General features: G+C 45.2%; 14 protein-coding genes. 10 read left to right on the forward strand and 4 right to left on the reverse strand.

Going from position 1 to position 17,692, the window contains the following annotated elements:
* Window positions 1-103 precede the first annotated feature (103 nt).
* The 6 genes from ABD894_RS08255 to ABD894_RS08285 all read left to right on the forward strand — a co-directional run bounded on the left by ABD894_RS08255 (window position 104) and on the right by ABD894_RS08285 (window position 8,411).
* Window positions 104-967 (forward strand): helix-turn-helix domain-containing protein, encoded by an 864-nt coding sequence (locus ABD894_RS08255; RefSeq protein ID WP_345210535.1) that lies wholly within the window; start codon window positions 104-106, stop codon window positions 965-967.
* A 289-nt stretch (window positions 968-1,256) separates the two neighbouring features.
* Complete coding sequence (locus ABD894_RS08260) at window positions 1,257-3,821, forward strand: BamA/TamA family outer membrane protein (RefSeq protein ID WP_345210536.1); 2,565 nt, start codon at window positions 1,257-1,259, stop codon at window positions 3,819-3,821.
* A gap of 202 nt (window positions 3,822-4,023) precedes the next feature.
* The gene (locus ABD894_RS08265) at window positions 4,024-5,433 is read left to right on the forward strand and encodes an ATP-binding protein (RefSeq protein WP_345210537.1); all 1,410 of its coding nucleotides are present in this window, start codon (window positions 4,024-4,026) and stop codon (window positions 5,431-5,433) included.
* Between the two features lie 2 nt (window positions 5,434-5,435).
* Window positions 5,436-7,094, forward strand: a complete 1,659-nt coding sequence (locus tag ABD894_RS08270) for an FAD-dependent oxidoreductase (RefSeq protein WP_345210538.1) — start codon at window positions 5,436-5,438, stop codon at window positions 7,092-7,094.
* 407 nt (window positions 7,095-7,501) lie between these two features.
* A complete protein-coding gene (locus tag ABD894_RS08280) occupies window positions 7,502-7,759 on the forward strand; it encodes a hypothetical protein (RefSeq protein WP_345210539.1) in 258 nt (85 codons plus the stop codon).
* A 178-nt stretch (window positions 7,760-7,937) separates the two neighbouring features.
* Window positions 7,938-8,411: a Dps family protein gene (locus tag ABD894_RS08285; RefSeq protein ID WP_345210540.1), complete on the forward strand. Its 474-nt coding sequence runs from the start codon at window positions 7,938-7,940 to the stop codon at window positions 8,409-8,411.
* 103 nt (window positions 8,412-8,514) lie between these two features.
* On the opposite strand, the gene ABD894_RS08290 is transcribed toward ABD894_RS08285, so the two are convergent.
* Both ABD894_RS08290 and ABD894_RS08295 read right to left on the reverse strand, forming a co-directional pair.
* Window positions 8,515-8,895 (reverse strand): YidH family protein, encoded by a 381-nt coding sequence (locus tag ABD894_RS08290; RefSeq protein WP_345210541.1) that lies wholly within the window; start codon window positions 8,893-8,895, stop codon window positions 8,515-8,517.
* Window positions 8,896-8,934: 39 nt separating this feature from the next.
* Window positions 8,935-9,912, reverse strand: a complete 978-nt coding sequence (locus ABD894_RS08295; protein ID WP_345210542.1) for an SLAC1 anion channel family protein — start codon at window positions 9,910-9,912, stop codon at window positions 8,935-8,937.
* Between the two features lie 438 nt (window positions 9,913-10,350).
* Between ABD894_RS08295 and istA the strand changes: the two genes are divergently transcribed.
* The 4 genes from istA to ABD894_RS08315 all read left to right on the forward strand — a co-directional run bounded on the left by istA (window position 10,351) and on the right by ABD894_RS08315 (window position 14,167).
* Window positions 10,351-11,880, forward strand: a complete 1,530-nt coding sequence (gene istA, locus ABD894_RS08300) for an IS21 family transposase (protein WP_345210543.1) — start codon at window positions 10,351-10,353, stop codon at window positions 11,878-11,880.
* 19 nt (window positions 11,881-11,899) lie between these two features.
* Entirely contained in the window at window positions 11,900-12,646 is a 747-nt protein-coding gene (gene istB / locus ABD894_RS08305; RefSeq protein ID WP_345210544.1) for an IS21-like element helper ATPase IstB, read from the forward strand.
* 211 nt (window positions 12,647-12,857) lie between these two features.
* Window positions 12,858-13,103 (forward strand): hypothetical protein, encoded by a 246-nt coding sequence (locus tag ABD894_RS08310; protein ID WP_345210545.1) that lies wholly within the window; start codon window positions 12,858-12,860, stop codon window positions 13,101-13,103.
* A 2-nt stretch (window positions 13,104-13,105) separates the two neighbouring features.
* On the forward strand, window positions 13,106-14,167 hold the full coding sequence (locus ABD894_RS08315) for a helix-turn-helix domain-containing protein (RefSeq protein ID WP_345210546.1): 1,062 nt from the start codon (window positions 13,106-13,108) through the stop codon (window positions 14,165-14,167).
* Window positions 14,168-14,588: 421 nt separating this feature from the next.
* On the opposite strand, the gene ABD894_RS08320 is transcribed toward ABD894_RS08315, so the two are convergent.
* Together ABD894_RS08320 and ABD894_RS08325 are read right to left on the reverse strand one after the other, a co-directional pair.
* Window positions 14,589-15,386 carry a DUF4249 domain-containing protein gene (locus tag ABD894_RS08320; RefSeq protein ID WP_345210547.1) on the reverse strand — a complete coding sequence of 266 codons (798 nt, stop codon included), beginning with the start codon at window positions 15,384-15,386 and terminating at the stop codon, window positions 14,589-14,591.
* A gap of 10 nt (window positions 15,387-15,396) precedes the next feature.
* A complete protein-coding gene (locus ABD894_RS08325) occupies window positions 15,397-17,688 on the reverse strand; it encodes a TonB-dependent receptor (protein WP_345210708.1) in 2,292 nt (763 codons plus the stop codon).
* Window positions 17,689-17,692: the final 4 nt, after the last annotated feature.

Genomic DNA, 17,692 nt, shown 5'->3' on the forward strand with positions numbered 1-17,692 from the left:
ATGAGGTTAGCTTGAGCAGACCCTGCCCCGAACGATTGTAAGCCCAGGATCACTAAATTTACGTTACAATTTTAAAATGATACACTATTCGTCTCTTACCGAAATGTCGCTTGAAAACCAATGGCCGTTACCCGAGCACCCATTATTTCACATTCTCGGCACTATGAAAGATTGTAAGCTGGGGAACCGGGAGTTCACGTCTGATTGTTACCTGATCGCGTTCAAGAAGATAAAGGCAGGACACATCATGTATGGCCGGACCAGGTACGATCATGAAAATGGCTCGATGTTCTTCGCCAAACCCCGGCAGATCATTGAGATGAAAGGCTTGGAATTCGAAGAAGAAGGATTTATGTTACTGATCCACGAGGACTATCTGAATGGGCATGAACTCCACCATGCGATCGAGCAATATGGCTTTTTTGATTACGAAACGGATGAAGCCTTACATTTATCGCCAAAAGAAGAGTCGGTGATCTGGGAGTTGCACGATAATATTCAGAATGAATACAATAATAACCCGGACGAATATAGTCGGGGCATCATTCTCGGACACATCGCCTCGATCTTAAGATATTGCCAGCGTTATTTCAAGAGACAATTTATAGACCGCCGGCAGCTTTCTGGTAAAACGGTCTCCAGGTTTAACGAAGTGCTGAAAAACTACCTTGGTAACCACATCATCAAAGAACAGGGGCTGCCGACCGTGAACTATATGGCGGAACAACTTTTTATTTCGCCACGATATATGAGTGATCTGTTAAAGCAAGAAACCGGCAAGACGGCAATGGAACTCATTCATCTTACGTTGATCTCTGAGGCGAAGAACTTATTAAAGCTTGGTGAGAAAACCGTTTCAGAGATCGCATATGAACTTGGGTTTGAAAGTACATCCTATTTTAATCGGCTTTTCAGAAAAAACACCGGAACTACGCCGCTGGAATTCAAAAAAAACCGTTTGAATTGATACGTAAATCGAGGCGGTAAACCCTATGACCGGATGCTATTCAAAAAGTTTTTTAAGAAATAGGTTAAGATATTCCGCGATAGTATGAGCGCTTTTGACGCCAGGAGTTTTCAAGATCGATCAGCGGGGCGATATGGTAATTCGCGACATTTACCATTTTTGATGCGAAATATCGCCTCATTTTGCCTTGTTTTATATCAAGTTATTGATTTTTAGGTATTTAAATATATGGCATTGGAGTTGGTTATGAGTGTCTCGGGAAAAGTATTTACACCCCCGATATACCATCATGTTCAAATATTTAATAATAGGGATCCTTACCTTAGGGGTATCCTCCGTCAGTGCGCAGGAACACCAGCCGGTGAAAGCTAGCGAAGATAGTACGATCGTTGCGATCCATCCTGCTTATGATAATGTAAGCGGGGTCCACCGTTGGCTGTTCGGAGAAAATTTCCGTAAGGAATGGGCCATGCCCGTTAAACTACCGGTCATTCGTATTTCGCAATGGAACGGGGGGCTTCAGCCTGTCAAGCAAGGTGGTGGCATGCAATCCACATCGCTTCGTTTAAAAGATGCCAATGGCAAAGAATGGGTATTACGTTCCGTGGAAAAGATCCCGGACAAGTTGGTCCCTGCCGGTATGCTGGGCACGTTTGCCGTAGATTGGGTAGGTGATGAATTCAGCGCTCAGCATCCTTATTCCGCACTGATAGTTCCGCCTTTGGCTGAGGCGGTCGGCGTCCCCCATACCGATCCTGTGATCGGGGTTGTAGCTGATGATCCTGCACTCGGCGAATACAAAAAAAAATTCGCAGGAATGGTTTGTCTGCTCGAAGAGCGTGAACCGGTCGGCCATTCGGAAAGCACCTTTAAAACCGAGGAAAAACTGATCAAAACTTATGATAATCGTTTGGACGGGGAAGTCATGCTAAAGGCGAGGCTGCTTGATCTGCTGATCGGCGATTGGGATCGCCACGAAGATCAATGGCGCTTCAAAGACTCGGTGAACGGCAGTCAGACCATGTTCATTCCGGTACCGAGAGACAGGGACCAGGTACTACATGTTACGCAGGGCCTTTTCCCGTTATTAGCATCGGTAAGCTGGCTAGACCCTGTGTTAGGGGATTTCAATGGCGAGATCCCGCGCGTGAAATGGTCGCTATACAAAACACGATTCATCAAGTCTTTCCCTGACCAACAGTTCAGCTATGCAAAGTGGATGCATATTACCGATGAGTTCATAAAAGCGGAATCCGATAGTGTGTTAGAGGCCGGCTTGAAAAGACTTCCTGCAGCAACTTATATTTTCCGTCATGCTGAACTTTTGCAAAAACTTAAAATGCGGCGTGATCATCTGCATGAAGCAATGGCAGAATATTACCGGTTCATTAACCGGATCGCTGATCTCAGAACGACAAGTAAAAGCGAAAACATCCTTATCACCGACGCGAGCGACGGCGGATTGGATGTCAAAATAGTCAAAGCTCCGAAAAGTGACCAAACCGATGATCTTTGGAATATACACTATGACCCGAAGATCACCCATGAATTACGGCTTTACACGTCCGGTGGTGCTGACCAGGTCAAGATCAATGCTCCGATATCCCCGATCAAATTGCGGATCATCGACAGTACCGGTATCAATACTATCGGAATTGTTGCCACAAAAAGGCCGATCCGAATTTACGCACCGATGCCTGGCACAAAAATATCTGGACTAACCGGCCGCGCGATCACACATTTCTCTAATGATACGTTAAATAACCGCTTTGTTCCCACTGACCTGTATAATATCTGGATGCCGATCGTGTCCGCCGCGATCAACGCAGATGACGGATTTTTACTGGGACTGGGATTCCGTTACAAAGGCGTGGACGGTTTTAGGAAGGGAGCATACAGCAATATCCAATCTTTGATGCTCTCTCACTCTTTTGAAACCGATGCATTCAGGATACAATACCAGGGTGAGTGGATCAGATCGGCCGGCAGCGCAGATATCGTGCTGAAGGCAGACCTGATGGGCCCCGACAATAAAATGAATTTCTTTAGCAGAGGGAACGAAACAAGGATTGACAGATCTGGAGATTACCATCGCTATTACCGGACAAGATTAGACCTTTATACCCTAGATCCTGCTTTGCGCTTACATGTCGGCAAGGGCCATACTTTAATGGCAGGTCCCTCTCTTCAATATTATCACTTTAATACCGACATAAATGACAACCGCTTCATCAATACACCGAATGCCCTGCGTAACTCATTCGACAGTACCACCTATAGGCATGACAAGGTGCACCTTGGGCTAAAATTCGACTATACGAACAATCAGCGCAACAACGAAATACTGCCATCTGCAGGCTATCTATTGACCGTGAACCTTTCCGGCTTTAAAGGTTTAAACTCCAGCGCTGACAGTTACGGACAGCTTACACCGGAATTTACCTATTATCAAAGTTTAAATGCTAGCGGTACCTTCGTCTTATCAGACAGGGTCGGCGGGGGCATAACTGTAGGGAAACCTGCTTACTATCAATCGCTGTACCTAGGAGGTCAGGGTAATTTACTCGGATACCATAAATATCGGTTCGCCGGTCAGAATGCGTTTTATAATAATTTGCAGGCGCGTTTTAAACTTACAGATATCGCCAGTTACATCGTTCGCGGACAGTTGGGGATCACAAGCTTCTATGACGTAGGTAGGGTCTGGGTAAAAGGAGAATCGTCAGATAAATGGCATCAGGGTACCGGAGGTGGGATCTATTTCTGCCCCGCCGGCCTAACTGTGATACAAGCGTTGGCCGGATATTCCAATGAGGGATGGTATCCGTATATCTCGATGAATTTCAGGCTATAAGTTCATCGCATCGCTATTTGATCAGCGACGTAGATCCGGAAACGAACTAACATGGAGCTGGGCTCGGTCTTATTTCATCAGTACTACAATACCCTTTATTGATACCACGAACGGCAAATACGTAAACATAACTTTGTCTGGTTGATCTCCCGATAAAAGTTGGCTGGTGTAACCTGAAAGTATTAAAAGTCATTTATAGCTTATGATCCTTGAATCGGCAATTTTACATGGATTTGAAGCCTTATCAGAAGTCCCTTCTGAGCAGTTGACCTGGTTATACAATGAATGTTCGCTTTTGGAACTTTCAGATGGTCAATTACTGTGTTCGCCCGAAGAGGAACTCACAGGGACATATTTCATATTCAGCGGAAGTTGTGCTGTCTGCCGCTACCAAGCAGGAATAAAACACGAGATCGGAGTCCTGTACAGTGGAGAGATCACCGGCTACCTGCCTTATTCACGTAGTTACCGTACCTCCGTCCACATTTTTGCTAAAGAACGGGTAAAGGTATTGGTGCTGCCACTTTCCAAGACCACAGACATGATCGCTTCGCACTATGAGTTGACCCAGGCACTGGTACATGTTATGTGCAACAGGATACGCTATATGACCTCTTTTCAGTTACAGAACGAAAAAATGACCGCGTTAGGTAAACTTTCCGCTGGTATCACACACGAGATCAATAACCCGGCGGCAGCCAATGTTCGCGGTGCGGCCGAGATCTTAAATTACCTAAGATCTATCCCGTCAGATATCGGCACATTAACAAACAGGCTGAGGGAAGACAAGAAACGAGAAACTGTAGTGCTTAAATTGAAGGAACTAGAAGATAAAGTCGAGGATGAGCGTTCTATATCACTTAAAGAGCGCACAGTGCTGGAACTTGGGATCACCGAATGGCTGGAAGACGAGGGACAAGAGGACTGTGACGAACTGGCAGAAAAATTCGCAGAGTTCGGGGTCGGCGTTGATGGACTTAAGGATCTGTCAGCACATTTTGTTGGCAATGACCTATGCTGGGTATTGAATTGGATCGGTGCTTTTTTAGAAGCTCAGCGGACAGCTCTGAATATCCGGGGGGCATCTAGACGTATCTCTGAACTTGTTCAATCTGTCAAAAGCTATACGCATATGGACCGGGGTACTGACCGGCAGTTTGTAGATCTTCATTCCAGTATCATGAACGCGCTAATGCTTCTAGAGCACAAGCTCAAAAGGCTCAATATTTCATTTATTGAGGACTTTGGACTCGACATTCCAGAGATCTGTGCTTTCGTTGGAAAGCTTAACCAGGTATGGACCAATCTTATCGATAACGCGCTTGATGCCATGGAACTCACAAAGAATGGGGTATTGTCCATTATTACCCGGCTTGACAAAGAAGAAGTTACCATAACGATCAAAGACAACGGGACCGGAATTCCGGAGGACATACGTACACTTATCTTCGACCCCTTTTTTACGACCAAAGAGATCGGAAAAGGGACCGGGATCGGCCTGGAGATTGTCAATATGATCATCGCACAGCACTCGGGCAGCATGGAAGTAGCATCAGTTCCCGGAAACACCTCATTTACCGTACGACTTCCTATTGAAAACAAACAGATCTGATCATGCAAAAACCCATTATATTTTCTGTGGACGATGATATCCAAGTACTAAGGACGCTTGCCAAAGATCTAAGGTCCAAATACGGTAAAGCTTACAAGATCATCAGTATGGCATCCGCTAAAGAAAGCCTCCGCGACCTGGCAGACCTCAAACGGTCCGGTGCAAAAGTTGCCCTTTTACTGAGTGATCAGCGTATGCCCGAGATGGAAGGTGTATCATTCCTCCGTCAGGCAATGAAGATCTTCCCGGACGCAAAGAAAGTATTATTGACCGCGTACTCGGACACAAATGCCGCTATCGATGCCATCAATGATATAAAACTTGATCATTACCTGCTAAAACCCTGGGATCCGCCGGAACAAAGGCTCTACCCTGTACTGACCGATCTCTTGGAAGATTGGCAAAGAGCGTTTATACCAGACTTCAGAGGCATAAAAATAATTGGTTATCAGTATTCACCACATTCACATGAGATCAAAGATTATCTGGCCGGAAATTTAGTTCCCTACCGCTGGCTTGATATCGAAACAAATAACGAAGCGCATACTTTCCTGGAGGAAAACCTCCTTTCACAGTCAATGTTGCCGGTGATCATTTACGAGGACGGTAGTTTTCAATCCAGGCCGAGCATACAAGGAATTGCGTCCAAGACCGGGAGATCAGCCCAATTAAGTTATGAATTATATGATGTGATCATCATTGGCGCTGGTCCTGCGGGACTTGCAGCCGCTGTTTACGGGGCATCTGAGGGCTTGAAAACGGTTCTGGTCGAACGTAAAGCCCCCGGAGGACAGGCCGGAACAAGTTCCCGGATCGAAAACTACCTCGGCTTTCCCGCCGGTCTGAGCGGCGCGGATCTTACACAAAGAGCGATCACTCAGGCTACCCGTTTGGGGGCGGAATTTATTTCGCCGTGCAGGGTGGTCGATATCCGCTTGAAGGATGAATATAAGATCGTTGTGCTGGAGGACAAGAAGGAGATCATCACCAGGGCTATAGTAATTACGACCGGTGTTGACTACCGTCGCCTTGAAGCCCCGGGCATAGACCGATTCACCGGCGCCGGTGTCTATTACGGATCTGCCATGACCGAAGCTTATGCCTGCCGGGGAAAAAATGTAGTCGTGTTGGGTGGTGGGAATTCCGGCGGACAATCTGCCGTATATCTTTCCAACTTCGCTCGATCGGTCTATATCGTTGTCAGGCGGAACAGCCTGGTCGAGACCATGTCCGCTTATCTTATTGAACAGATCGATAATATTAAAAATATATACCTTATCACGGAATCAGAGATCGAAAGCGTCAAGGGAACGGAGCATCTCCAGGAAGTCACTATTCGCAATATTTCCACCGGAAGCACGAAATGTTTACCGGCGGCCGCATTATATATTTTTATTGGGGCAAAACCATATACAGATTGGATCCAAGCGAATGTCGCCAGAAATGACAAGGGGTACATCTTGACCGGCAGAGACCTGTTGATAGAACGAGACCGAACGAACGAAAAAAACCAACGGGACCCTTACTTATTGGAAACCAGTTGCCGCGGTATTTTTGCAGCGGGAGATGTCCGCGCCGGAGCAATGGCAAGAGTGGCCTCTGCTGTTGGAGAGGGCTCTATGGCAATTTCATTCGTTCATAAATATCTCTCAGAACAATAAGCATCATCCTTATACTAAATGTTGCATCTTGCGAGTTCATCCACCAGCCGTACAATATTTTCATTCCTGTTGCATAGGCTTCTACGATCGATCACTAGGTATGGTCAAAAATTAGTTCGACAATGCCCTGCTCGATATTAATTGGATCCGCCAATACACTTTTCAATGACGCCACGGACTTTATCGTAGTTCTTGTTGCACCACCCTGTTCGGTTGACCAGAGTAACGTAAGCCAAGGTTCTTGATCGCCATATTTTAGACGATCTTCGTTTATTTCAACAGTTTATCGTTCTATTGCAGCGGTACAATTTTGTGAACTATCTGTACCACTGTATGAGGAATGATAACCACTACTTTTGTTACAGCCGTCAAGTCGACCGGCGTGTCTAAATGAAAATACATCTATCATGAAAAAATACTTTAAAATATTAAGGGTCAAGGCAACGGACCTGGTACCTCAGGTCGGAAATTATCCGGTAACTGCGATCAGTCCATTCGGTCCTCCTTTTGAATCCAAAGAAGACGGCAAGAATTGGCTAAAAGAAAACGCCGAGAATGGACAAGAATATTTTTTCACCAGGTTCTATACTACGAGTGCCCCTGATGGACTTGTTGTAGCTCAGCAAAAAACTAAGGAGATCAAGCATGTCGATCCTGCTAAATGAAAGGATCAAATGGATGTGGCTATTTTCGATTTTCGCATTAACAGGGAAATATTGTGCGACCTGGAGATCATTGTACCTCGCACATCAGAAGATTTCTGATACTATAGAAAAGGTCGGAAGGTTTGCTATAAACCTGATTGGCGATAACTTCAAAATTTAAATACAAAACATAAAAAAAATGGATGCTAAAATAGGAATAACAAAGGAGAACAGACAGGTAGTTTCGGAACAACTGGCCAAGTTGCTTGCTGATGAGTATATACTTTATACAAAAACACGAAATGCCCATTGGAATATCGAGGGAGAAGATTTTTTGTCTAAACACAAATTCTTTCAAGAACAGTATGAAAAGATCGACGATTTCATCGATAGGGTTGCAGAACGAATACGTAAAATAGGTCATTATGCCCCGGCAACATTAAAGAATTTTTTAGCACTGACCCATTTGACCGAGTACTCTGAGAGAAAGAACGATTCCATTGGTTTCATAAGGGACCTGCTGGCGGATCATGAAACCGTGATCGAGTTCATCCGGGGCAATATTGACCCTGTGGCCAACGATCATTCGGATGCAGGGACAAGTGATTTTTTAACTGGATTGATGGAAGAACATGAGGAAATGGCCTGGTTCCTAAGAGCCCACTTAAAATAGGGCTATTTATCTATTCGGTTGTGCCGGGCAGGAAAATTCCTACCGGCATTTTTTTAGCGGTCCTTGATTCATTTCAAAACAAAAAGGGTCCTGGGATATCGTACTAAGTGGAAAGTAATAGGTAGATCAACAGTATGATACCGATGAAAAACAGTACCACCGCAAGTAATTTGATAAGTATTTTAGGGTTATCATCATTCCCATTTTCAATAGCGGAATCGGTATCGCGATACCGCAAATAGGAAAAAACGATGATAACGGCTCCTAAACTGACGAGTAAAATTCCGACGATGTGCGAATTGACGGAAGGACGGACAAGTTCGGGCCGGGGAAGGTTGATAGCAAGGGAGACTTCTTTTAGAAAGATCGAAAATTTCACAACAACGAAACCAAAACCCATGATCGACACCGCGGTCCTTATCCACGCTAAAAATGTGCGTTCATTTGCCAAATTATCGCTCCATAGAGGTCTATTCTTATTCATATTACCTGACTTACGCTTTTGATCATGAAACTTCAGTCCTCAGGAGTCAAACGAGTCCGTTACGATCCGGTAAAGGGTTTGGCATAATAGGTAGCCGATCACTATGGTACTGCCAACAAGCATAAGGGCGGCGAAGACCGTGTGCGGAATATCGGGTCTGTGGTCATGATATCTAAAGACCGAGATCGTAATAGCGACCAAAGGAAAGCTGACTGACCACCATGTCGCCCTGAATGGACATGCCTTGGGAATATGAGCGATCTTACTGCCTAATATAAAGAGCAGGAATATATTAAAATAAAAAAATATGGTACTGACGAGATCCTGGGACCCATGAAGATTGGAATAAGCCGAAAATGCCAGTGCGAACGGGCCGGTCAGGATAAGCATGGTCGGCTGCAGGGCCACGGGTAGCTGAGCCTGGAAGGTCAGCCTCGAAAAGATGACCGGTAAGAGTATGATCGTAAAAATGATACCGATGGCAAAAAAAATGAAACAGATCTCCCTTGCTCCGTGAAAGTCAAAAGAACTGCCAACTATCGGAACATCCAAAGTTCCTACTACCGGCAATATCCAGGCTGGCATGGCATTCTCAGGCTGTTGTTGGTTATCCAACCATTTTCTGATCACATGGAGTGCAAAGAAAAACATCAATATTGCCCCCAACAACCAGATCGCAAAAGCAAAAAACGGGTAATAAGGTTTAATTATACCTGGCAATAATAGAAGGGAAATAATGAATGTAGCAAAAAAGCTTACCGAAACCGGATGGTCGAATTCCGTCCTAACGATGTTGCCAAACCTGAGTAACTTAAAGATGTAAGTTATGGTCAAAAGTAAAAATGAGAGTATAGCTATGACACCTATCCCTTCCCCGATCTGTGGTGGAACTTGCCATAATTTATATGCCAGCCTCCAGGAAAAGCACAGACCGGTAAGGCCCATTACCCCACCGAATAAGCTTACGGGTAAAAATTCAAGAAATGATCTTTTGGTTGTTGAGTTCTCTATAGCCATATAGAACAAATGTCCGTTTTCTCCAACATCCCGAATAGTAGGAATAACAGAAAATGAGGTATAATTAGCCGTAATAGCCCTAGTTGGAAAGTTGGTCTTTAAAGGCTATTCACTTGATCTAATGATCAGATTCGTGATTTTAACCTTATCAGCCATTTTTTTTCAAAAAGGTTAAAAAAAATCTTTTTTTTTCGTAAAATCAACGTATAATCCCCTAAGCAAAATGTAATGATCTTTTTGATCATTTAACGGATAAGCTGGAGATTCTGATGAACCAGACCACCTGATTCCGGGGCAAGCTGACCACCAATTCCGGGGCAAACTGACCAGGGGATTCCGGGACAAACTGACCACCCTGAACGTGTAGCAAATGCTGTAGAAGCAACCATCTTTTGGAGGCAACATATACCTCCAAACATGGCCAATTCGACGATCAGCATGAGTAAGATTAGAAAGATTTTAAGGATGTACAGCCAGCAGCGGCCCATAATGACCATCGCTGCCCAGACTGATGCATCCCGGAATACTGTAAAGAAGTACCTGGCCGCCTTTAAAGCCAGTAGCTTTACCTTTGAAGAGATCGATGCCCTTAACGATAAGGAACTCGAAGATCTCTTCGGGAAAAGCAAAGAACACCCGCCTACCAGCCGTATGCAGTCCATGCAGCGCTGTTTTCCCCAAGTAGATAAAGAACTCAAACGCACAGGTGTCAACCGGTACATGCTATGGGAAGCCTACCGCAAAGAGTTTCCTGATGGCTACCAGTACAGCCAATTTTGCTTTTATTACAACCAATGGAAAGCCAGGGTCAACCCGACCATGCACATGGATCACAAAGCCGGTGATAAGCTTTATGTGGACTTTGCAGGCGAAAAGCTAAGCTATACCGATAAGGATACCGGTGAAGTTATTGCAGTAGAGGTCTTTGTGGCTATCCTCGGAGCCAGTCAGCTTACCTATGTAGAAGCGGTTATGAGCCAGCAAAAGGAAGACTTTATTGCAGCCTGCGAGAATACCCTGCACTTTATCGGCGGCGTTCCTGCCGCCATTGTGCCGGATAACCTGAAGGCAGCTGTAACCAAAAGCAGCCGTTATGAACCTACTTTGAACGAAACGTTTGAGGACTTTGCAGATCATTACGGCACCACCATACTACCAGCGCGGGCGTACCGCCCGCGTGATAAAGCACTGGTAGAAGGTGCTGTTAAGATCATCTATACCAAGATCTATGCACCGATCAACCGGGTTACCTATCATTCTTTAAAAGAGCTGAATACAGGTATCTGGGAAGCATTGGAAACCCATAACAGCCAGTTGCTTAAAGGCCGTAACTACAGCCGCAGGCTACAGTTTGAAGAGATCGAACGGCATACCCTGATGCCGCTGCCTGTCCTGCTTTACCAGTTCAAAAAGCACTTCTATGCTAAGGTTATCAAGAACGGCCATGTCAATCTTGGCCCTGATAAACACTATTACAGTGTGCCTTACCGCTTCATCGGCAAGCGGGTAAAGCTATTGTATTCCCGCACTATCGTGGAGATCTACTCCAACTATGAGCGTATCGCTTTGCATAAGCGGGCAAAGAACCCTTACGGCTATACAACCGATAAAGACCACATGGCCACTACGCACCGCTTTGTAACTGACTGGACACCTGATAAGTTCCTGGATTGGGCCGCATCCATCCATGAGGATGTGCGGCTGTATATCCTGAAGATCCTTGACCGGAAGCAACACCCGGAGCAGGCCTATAAGTCCTGCCTGGGTGTGCTTGGCTTCGCCAAGAAAGCCGGGAACGAGCGCTTAACAATGGCCTGCCAGCGTGCGCTCAGCTATGGTATCCATAACTATAAAACGATACAAACCATCCTGGAGAACAAGATGGACGGCTATGAGGAAAGCATGTTTGCCGACGAACTGCCTATGCCTAACCATGATAATATCAGGGGAAAAGACTATTACAAATAACCATTAAACAACAAATAACATGAACACAAGTACATTGGACAAACTGCGGAAGATGAAGTTCTTCGGCATGTTCCATGCCTTCAAAAGCAGCATGGAAACGGGTAAAACGAATGATTATACAGCGGATGAGCTGCTGGCCCACCTGGTAGATGCAGAGTGGGACGACCGGCAAAACAGGCGTATCGAACGAACGATACAATATGCCAAGTTCCGCTATAAAGCCTCTGTAGAGGACGTTCATTACCATGCCGACCGAAGCATCGACCGGAACCAGATTATGCGCCTGGCAGACTGTACCTTCATTGACCGCAATGAAAACATACTGGTCACCGGCAGCACCGGTATCGGTAAAAGCTATGTGGCTTCTGCACTCGGCTATCAGGCCTGTATGCTCGGCTACAGAGTATTTTATGCCAGCACACCTAAGTTATTCGCCAAACTGAAAATGGCTAAGGCAGACGGCTCCTATATCAAGGAACTCGCTAAACTGGAAAGGACACAGCTGCTCATACTGGATGACTTCGGTATCCAGCCTTTTGATGCACAAAGCAGGGCTGCGCTAATGGAACTTATCGAGGACAGACATGGCAAGACCTCACTTATCATTACCTCGCAGTTACCGGTAAGCAAATGGTTTGAAGTGATCGGTGAAAAAACGGTTGCTGATGCAATCCTGGACCGGATCGTTCATGATGCGCACCGTATCGAACTAAAGGGAGAATCTATGAGAAGAAAACGTAACGTTGAACCGGAAACCAGCTACTAATGAAAATACCTTTTAAATAACTATTTTTGTACACGCTTTTATAGCGTTTGCTGCACGCCCCACGTCAGCTAATTGCCTGGTCAGTTTGGCCCGGAATCAGGTGGTCAACATCTCCATAACATACACGCTTGGATACATCATCTGTCTGATCATCCTGTCTTCCTTTTATTTTGTGTACCGGATGAACAGGAAAATAAATCACTAAAAGATCATGGTAGCGGTATTTAAGACCAATATAAAGAATGAGCAAGAGGTGGCTTTTATCATACAAAACTTGCAGGAACATTACCACAGCGCGGCGATCAATGTTGATCTTGATGACGAAGACAAAGTTTTGAGGGTAGATAATCCGGTTGTAGATGCCATAAAAATAATCCTGCTATTGTCCGCATGGAGCTTTAAATGTGAGGTGCTCGGCGTGATAAAAGCGAATAAAAGTAAAAGCAAAATCAAATAAATATGCCTCAACAGAAAGAAACGACCGACGGTAACCTGAACGAATTGTTAAGCTGCAACAGGGATACCGAGTATAGTTTTGACATGACCTTTGGCAACCGGCATGGCAAGGCCTGCATATTGAACGGAGAAGGCTTTACCGTGATCGATGCAAGATTTACAACAGCAAAAGGCCCGGCAGTTTGGTCCCACGAAAATGATCGCTCATTTGTCGAAATGAATTTCGTACTTGATGGACGCCTTGATCAAAGTCAATCCGGCCTGCTCGAAAAACAGCCTTATACCAAAGGCTATCACAACTGTTTATTTAATCCGGATTCTTTAGAAGAGAACAGTCTCTTGTGTGGACAGGGATTTCACATGATCAGTGTTCAGTTCGAACCCACAGCAATGCAACGCCTGTTATTGAATTATGCTCCGGACCTGGAGGTCATCGCGCATAAATTGGAAGATCATAAACCTTTCCTTCGCCAGGCACCTGTGTTAGACCTGCCGGTAGCCATCGATCTCCTGCTCAGGAACCTATGGCAAAGCCCGGGCCCGAAAGGGCTTAAGCGAATGTATTTTGAAGCGGTCGTTCTGCAATTGCTTTGTTATCAATGTGAGATCCTGCTGCCATTTGAGCGATCAGCGAAGCCCGCCGCCATCACTTTGTCAGAGCGTGATAAATTATTTTATGCGCGTGATCTTCTGCTGGTCCGTTTGAACGACCCGCCCAGCTTAGCTAATTTAGCGAGGGATTGCCAATCCAATGAGTTCAGTCTCAAAAAAGGTTTCAAGGCGTTATTTGGGCAAACTGTTTTTAACTTTGTACTACAGGAAAGAATGAAAAAGGCATGTTTTGCGCTACATTCAGGGGAAAAGACCATCTCTGAGATCGCTTATGAGCTAGGTTATACGCATCCTCAGCATTTTCATCGGGTGTTTAAAAAGTCTTTTGGCTTAACGCCGACGGAAATGAAAAGGTCAGCATTTCATACGATCCAACAGTCGCTGAAAACTTTTATCTGGATGGTTTTTCCTTTTACAGAATTTGCAGGTGATCTGTTCTGTCTGGCCATATAGTCTGCGTTCATAGCGGCAGATCATTATTCCAATAAAGATAATGTAAAGTCACTTTCCATGGTACTCTTATGATCAAACCATTTACGGATTCAGTGAGCAGGATCTGACACGCGATCCTGCTAAAAATATTTTGATCATAAAGATCGTGTAGAATATCGGTTTCCAAATATCCTGGCAATGGTAACTTCTCCATGCACTTTAGAACTTCAAAGTGGCAACCTGATCCGCGCATCCTGCTGCAATTGCAGAACAGGCTGGCATTTAACTTTCTAAAAAGATCGAACAGGGTGAGATTATAAGTTAATATGACCGGGATCAGGTGGCGGTTATGATCGCTGTCTATCATGGTAATATAGATGGTCCGTGCCCAGCCCGAACTGGTATTTATGCCCATTATAACTCTATTTAACACAAGGTCTTATTAACGGACGACAACCGAAACCACCTGGCTTGTATGGGCGCTAAAATAGCCCAGCGTTTTGGGGCTGATATTGGTCGGCGGGTTGGATGGTGCAACACCGCCACCCGGCCCGGAGTCCTGCTGTTGTACCAGGGTCAGCCAGTAGGTATAGATGGGCTTATCGATACATTGCATTTCCACCCGTAAACGATCGCCCGGATAAATTTTGATATCATTCTGGTCAAGATCAGCATGAACGTATTTCCCATCGTTAAAATCATCATTTAAGGCGAAAACAGCTTTGACCTGCTTGTCATTGACGAACATCAGGAAGCGGTACTGGTTACCAAGGCCCATCGGGTCCTGGTAGTGTACGGTAATATCCCGCTCTTTTTTTTCGAATTCGTTGACTCTTGAGGTGACCGAATCCAGTTTGACCGCATTCGGCAGGTTACTGGTCGCGGTATGGGTCTTCCCATTCACGACAACGGTCATTTTGTAAGATCTTCCCGAAACACCGGCCAACGGTGCCACGCCATAAGTTCCCGGCGTATTGGCATTCTCCGCTAATGTGTAGGAATTTCCCTGGTCATCTGAAAGCAGCACAGTTGCCCCGCTCACCGGTGGATAAGTGTTGGTGTTGGTGAACGGGACGTTCGTGCTGAGTTTAATTAATTGTTGGGAATTGGAATCGGTAATATTTCCTTCAATGACCAGATCGCCTGCTTTGTTACCCAATTTAAGGTCGATGACCTTTTCACACGCGCTAAGGGTCCAGGTGATCATTAATAATAAAATGCTGTATTTTGAGATTTTCATGTGGTTGTTGCTAAAATTTGAAGTTCCAGGTTACTGAAGGAATAGGCGCTGCGAAAATGCTGGTCTTCACAGCCTCGGTCTTTGTAGGGTCGGTCTTGCTATCGCGGAAAGTGATCATGAACGTGTCTTTATAGCCATAGACATTATAGATACCGAACGTCCAACTCGATTGGAATCTGCCTTTTTTCTTACTTTCCAAAGTCGCACCAAGATCCAGGCGGTGCGTGGCCGGTTGGCGATAACCGTTTCGTTCCGAGTAGGAATAGGTGGTCAAACCGCCCACATTGTATTTACCTGTCGGGAAACTGACCGCGTTGCCGGTCCCGTATATGAAAGCTGTCGAAAATGTCCAGCGGTCATTGTATTTATAGATACCAACGACAGAGACATCGTGCGTCCTGTCTTGTCTGGCCGGATAATAACTACCGTTATTTATCGCATCGAATCTTCTTTCGGTCTTCGATAACGTATAGCCCACCCAGCCGTTGAACTTACCGTATTTCTTTTTCAGGAAAAGTTCCATCCCATACGCGCGGCCATCACCATAGGTCAATTGAGATTCTACGTCCGGGTTAACGATCAGTTGCGCGCCATCCTTGTAATCGATCTGATTCTGCAATTTCTTATAATAAATTTCCGCGGAAAACTCATAGGCGTTCTCTTTAAAGTTCCGGAAATAGCCTGCCGAGAACTGATCGGCGATCTCCGGTTTGATATTATTACTGCTCATTACATACAGGTCAGTGGGACGGCTACTGGTCGAATTGCTCAGCAAGTGAATATTTTGCGTATTACGGTTGTAACTGGCTTTTACAGAACTTTCCTCATTGATCGTATAGCTGGCAGATAAGCGGGGCTCCAGGTTGACATAATTCTTCACACTTTGACCGGACCTGTAAGCAGTAGCATTAAGTGCATTACCTGCGGCATCATAAGTTTTGAAAGTCCCGGGACCGAGCAGGAACATACCCGCAAGCCGCAAACCATACAATACCGTGAGTTTATCATTGACTTTCCATTCATCACCGGCATAGATCGCATTTTCCAGTCCATACCTTCGTTCTGTGGTTTTGTTGTTGAAACTGGAAGTGGAGGGCGAACTGATCTCGCCGGGCGCGATGGTATGGTGAAGGACATTCAGTCCAAACCTGAGCAAATGCTTGTCGTTGATCGTATATTGCAGGTCTTCTTTAAAGTTCAGATCGGAGATTTTGGAGGTCGCTTTATAACTATCATTGCTTTGAAAGTTTTGAATGGTATAGTTGTAGTTACTATAGACGAGCGATGTATTGGAAAAGAGTTTATTGCTGAACAAATGATTAAAGCGGACCGTTGCGGTCGCATTTCCCCAGTCGGTACCAAAGATCTTTTTCAATCCAAGCACGTCCTTGCCAAAATACCCCGAAACATAGATAGCATTCTTATCGTCAAAATGATAATTCGCTTTGGCGTTAATGTCATAGAAATACAGCGAGCTGCCTTTAAGTACCGAATCGGACGACAGTTTAAGGAACATGTCGATATAGGTACGGCGGGCACTGATCATAAAGGAGCCTTTGTCTTTTACGATCGGTCCTTCGACCTTTAAACGGGAGGAGATCAAACCCAGGCCACCCTGTGCAGTAAATTTCTGATTATTGCCATCATTCATTTTGATATCCAGAACGGAAGATAACCTCCCGCCATATTGAGCCGGCATACCGCCTTTGTAAAGGCTGACATCTTTGATGGCGTCTGAGTTAAAGGTGGAAAAGAAACCGAGTAAGTGCGAAGCATTGTAAACGGTAGCCTCATCCAGTAAGATCAGGTTTTGATCCGAAGCACCACCGCGTACATAAAAACCCGTATTGCCTTCTCCTGCGGATTTAACTCCGGGCATCAGGGAAATGGTTTTGAGCACATCTTTCTCACCCATCAGTACCGGGACATTGTTGATCTGTGCCATATTCAGTTTTTCCATTCCCATTTGTGGAGAGGCGATGTTGTCGTTGTTGGGCCGGTTAGCACTGATCACTACTTCAGTGAGTTCGCTTTTTGGGGATAATGAAATATTAATAGTTTGGCTTTGTTGAAGAGATACCTTTTTGCTGATGGTCTCATAGCCGATATAAGTATATAGCAGTGTATATTCTCCCGCTGAGGCTGATAATGAGTAAAAGCCATAACTATTGGTGGCTGTACCGGTCTGTGGTAACTCTTTGATCCTGACGGTCGCACCGATCAGTGTTTCTCCGGTCGATAGATCTTTTAACGTACCACTGATCGTAAATCTCTTTTGTGCATAACTGAAATTGGCCATCATGCTT

The organism is Mucilaginibacter gynuensis (genome assembly GCF_039541195.1).
Lineage (GTDB): Bacteria > Bacteroidota > Bacteroidia > Sphingobacteriales > Sphingobacteriaceae > Mucilaginibacter > Mucilaginibacter gynuensis.

What these genes read in the sequence shown, in the direction of transcription:
- ABD894_RS08255 (WP_345210535.1), top strand. Translation starts at nt 104, where the DNA reads ATGTCGCTTGAAAACCAATGGCCGTTACCCGAGCACCCATTATTTCAC.
- ABD894_RS08270 (WP_345210538.1), top strand. Translation starts at nt 5,436, where the DNA reads ATGCAAAAACCCATTATATTTTCTGTGGACGATGATATCCAAGTACTA.
- ABD894_RS08310 (WP_345210545.1), top strand. Translation starts at nt 12,858, where the DNA reads ATGGTAGCGGTATTTAAGACCAATATAAAGAATGAGCAAGAGGTGGCT.
- ABD894_RS08280 (WP_345210539.1), top strand. Translation starts at nt 7,502, where the DNA reads ATGAAAAAATACTTTAAAATATTAAGGGTCAAGGCAACGGACCTGGTA.
- istA (WP_345210543.1), top strand. Translation starts at nt 10,351, where the DNA reads ATGAGTAAGATTAGAAAGATTTTAAGGATGTACAGCCAGCAGCGGCCC.
- ABD894_RS08325 (WP_345210708.1), bottom strand. Translation starts at nt 17,688, where the DNA reads ATGATGGCCAATTTCAGTTATGCACAAAAGAGATTTACGATCAGTGGT.
- ABD894_RS08260 (WP_345210536.1), top strand. Translation starts at nt 1,257, where the DNA reads ATGTTCAAATATTTAATAATAGGGATCCTTACCTTAGGGGTATCCTCC.
- ABD894_RS08265 (WP_345210537.1), top strand. Translation starts at nt 4,024, where the DNA reads ATGATCCTTGAATCGGCAATTTTACATGGATTTGAAGCCTTATCAGAA.
- ABD894_RS08295 (WP_345210542.1), bottom strand. Translation starts at nt 9,912, where the DNA reads ATGGCTATAGAGAACTCAACAACCAAAAGATCATTTCTTGAATTTTTA.
- ABD894_RS08290 (WP_345210541.1), bottom strand. Translation starts at nt 8,895, where the DNA reads ATGAATAAGAATAGACCTCTATGGAGCGATAATTTGGCAAATGAACGC.
- ABD894_RS08320 (WP_345210547.1), bottom strand. Translation starts at nt 15,386, where the DNA reads ATGAAAATCTCAAAATACAGCATTTTATTATTAATGATCACCTGGACC.
- ABD894_RS08315 (WP_345210546.1), top strand. Translation starts at nt 13,106, where the DNA reads ATGCCTCAACAGAAAGAAACGACCGACGGTAACCTGAACGAATTGTTA.
- ABD894_RS08285 (WP_345210540.1), top strand. Translation starts at nt 7,938, where the DNA reads ATGGATGCTAAAATAGGAATAACAAAGGAGAACAGACAGGTAGTTTCG.
- istB (WP_345210544.1), top strand. Translation starts at nt 11,900, where the DNA reads ATGAACACAAGTACATTGGACAAACTGCGGAAGATGAAGTTCTTCGGC.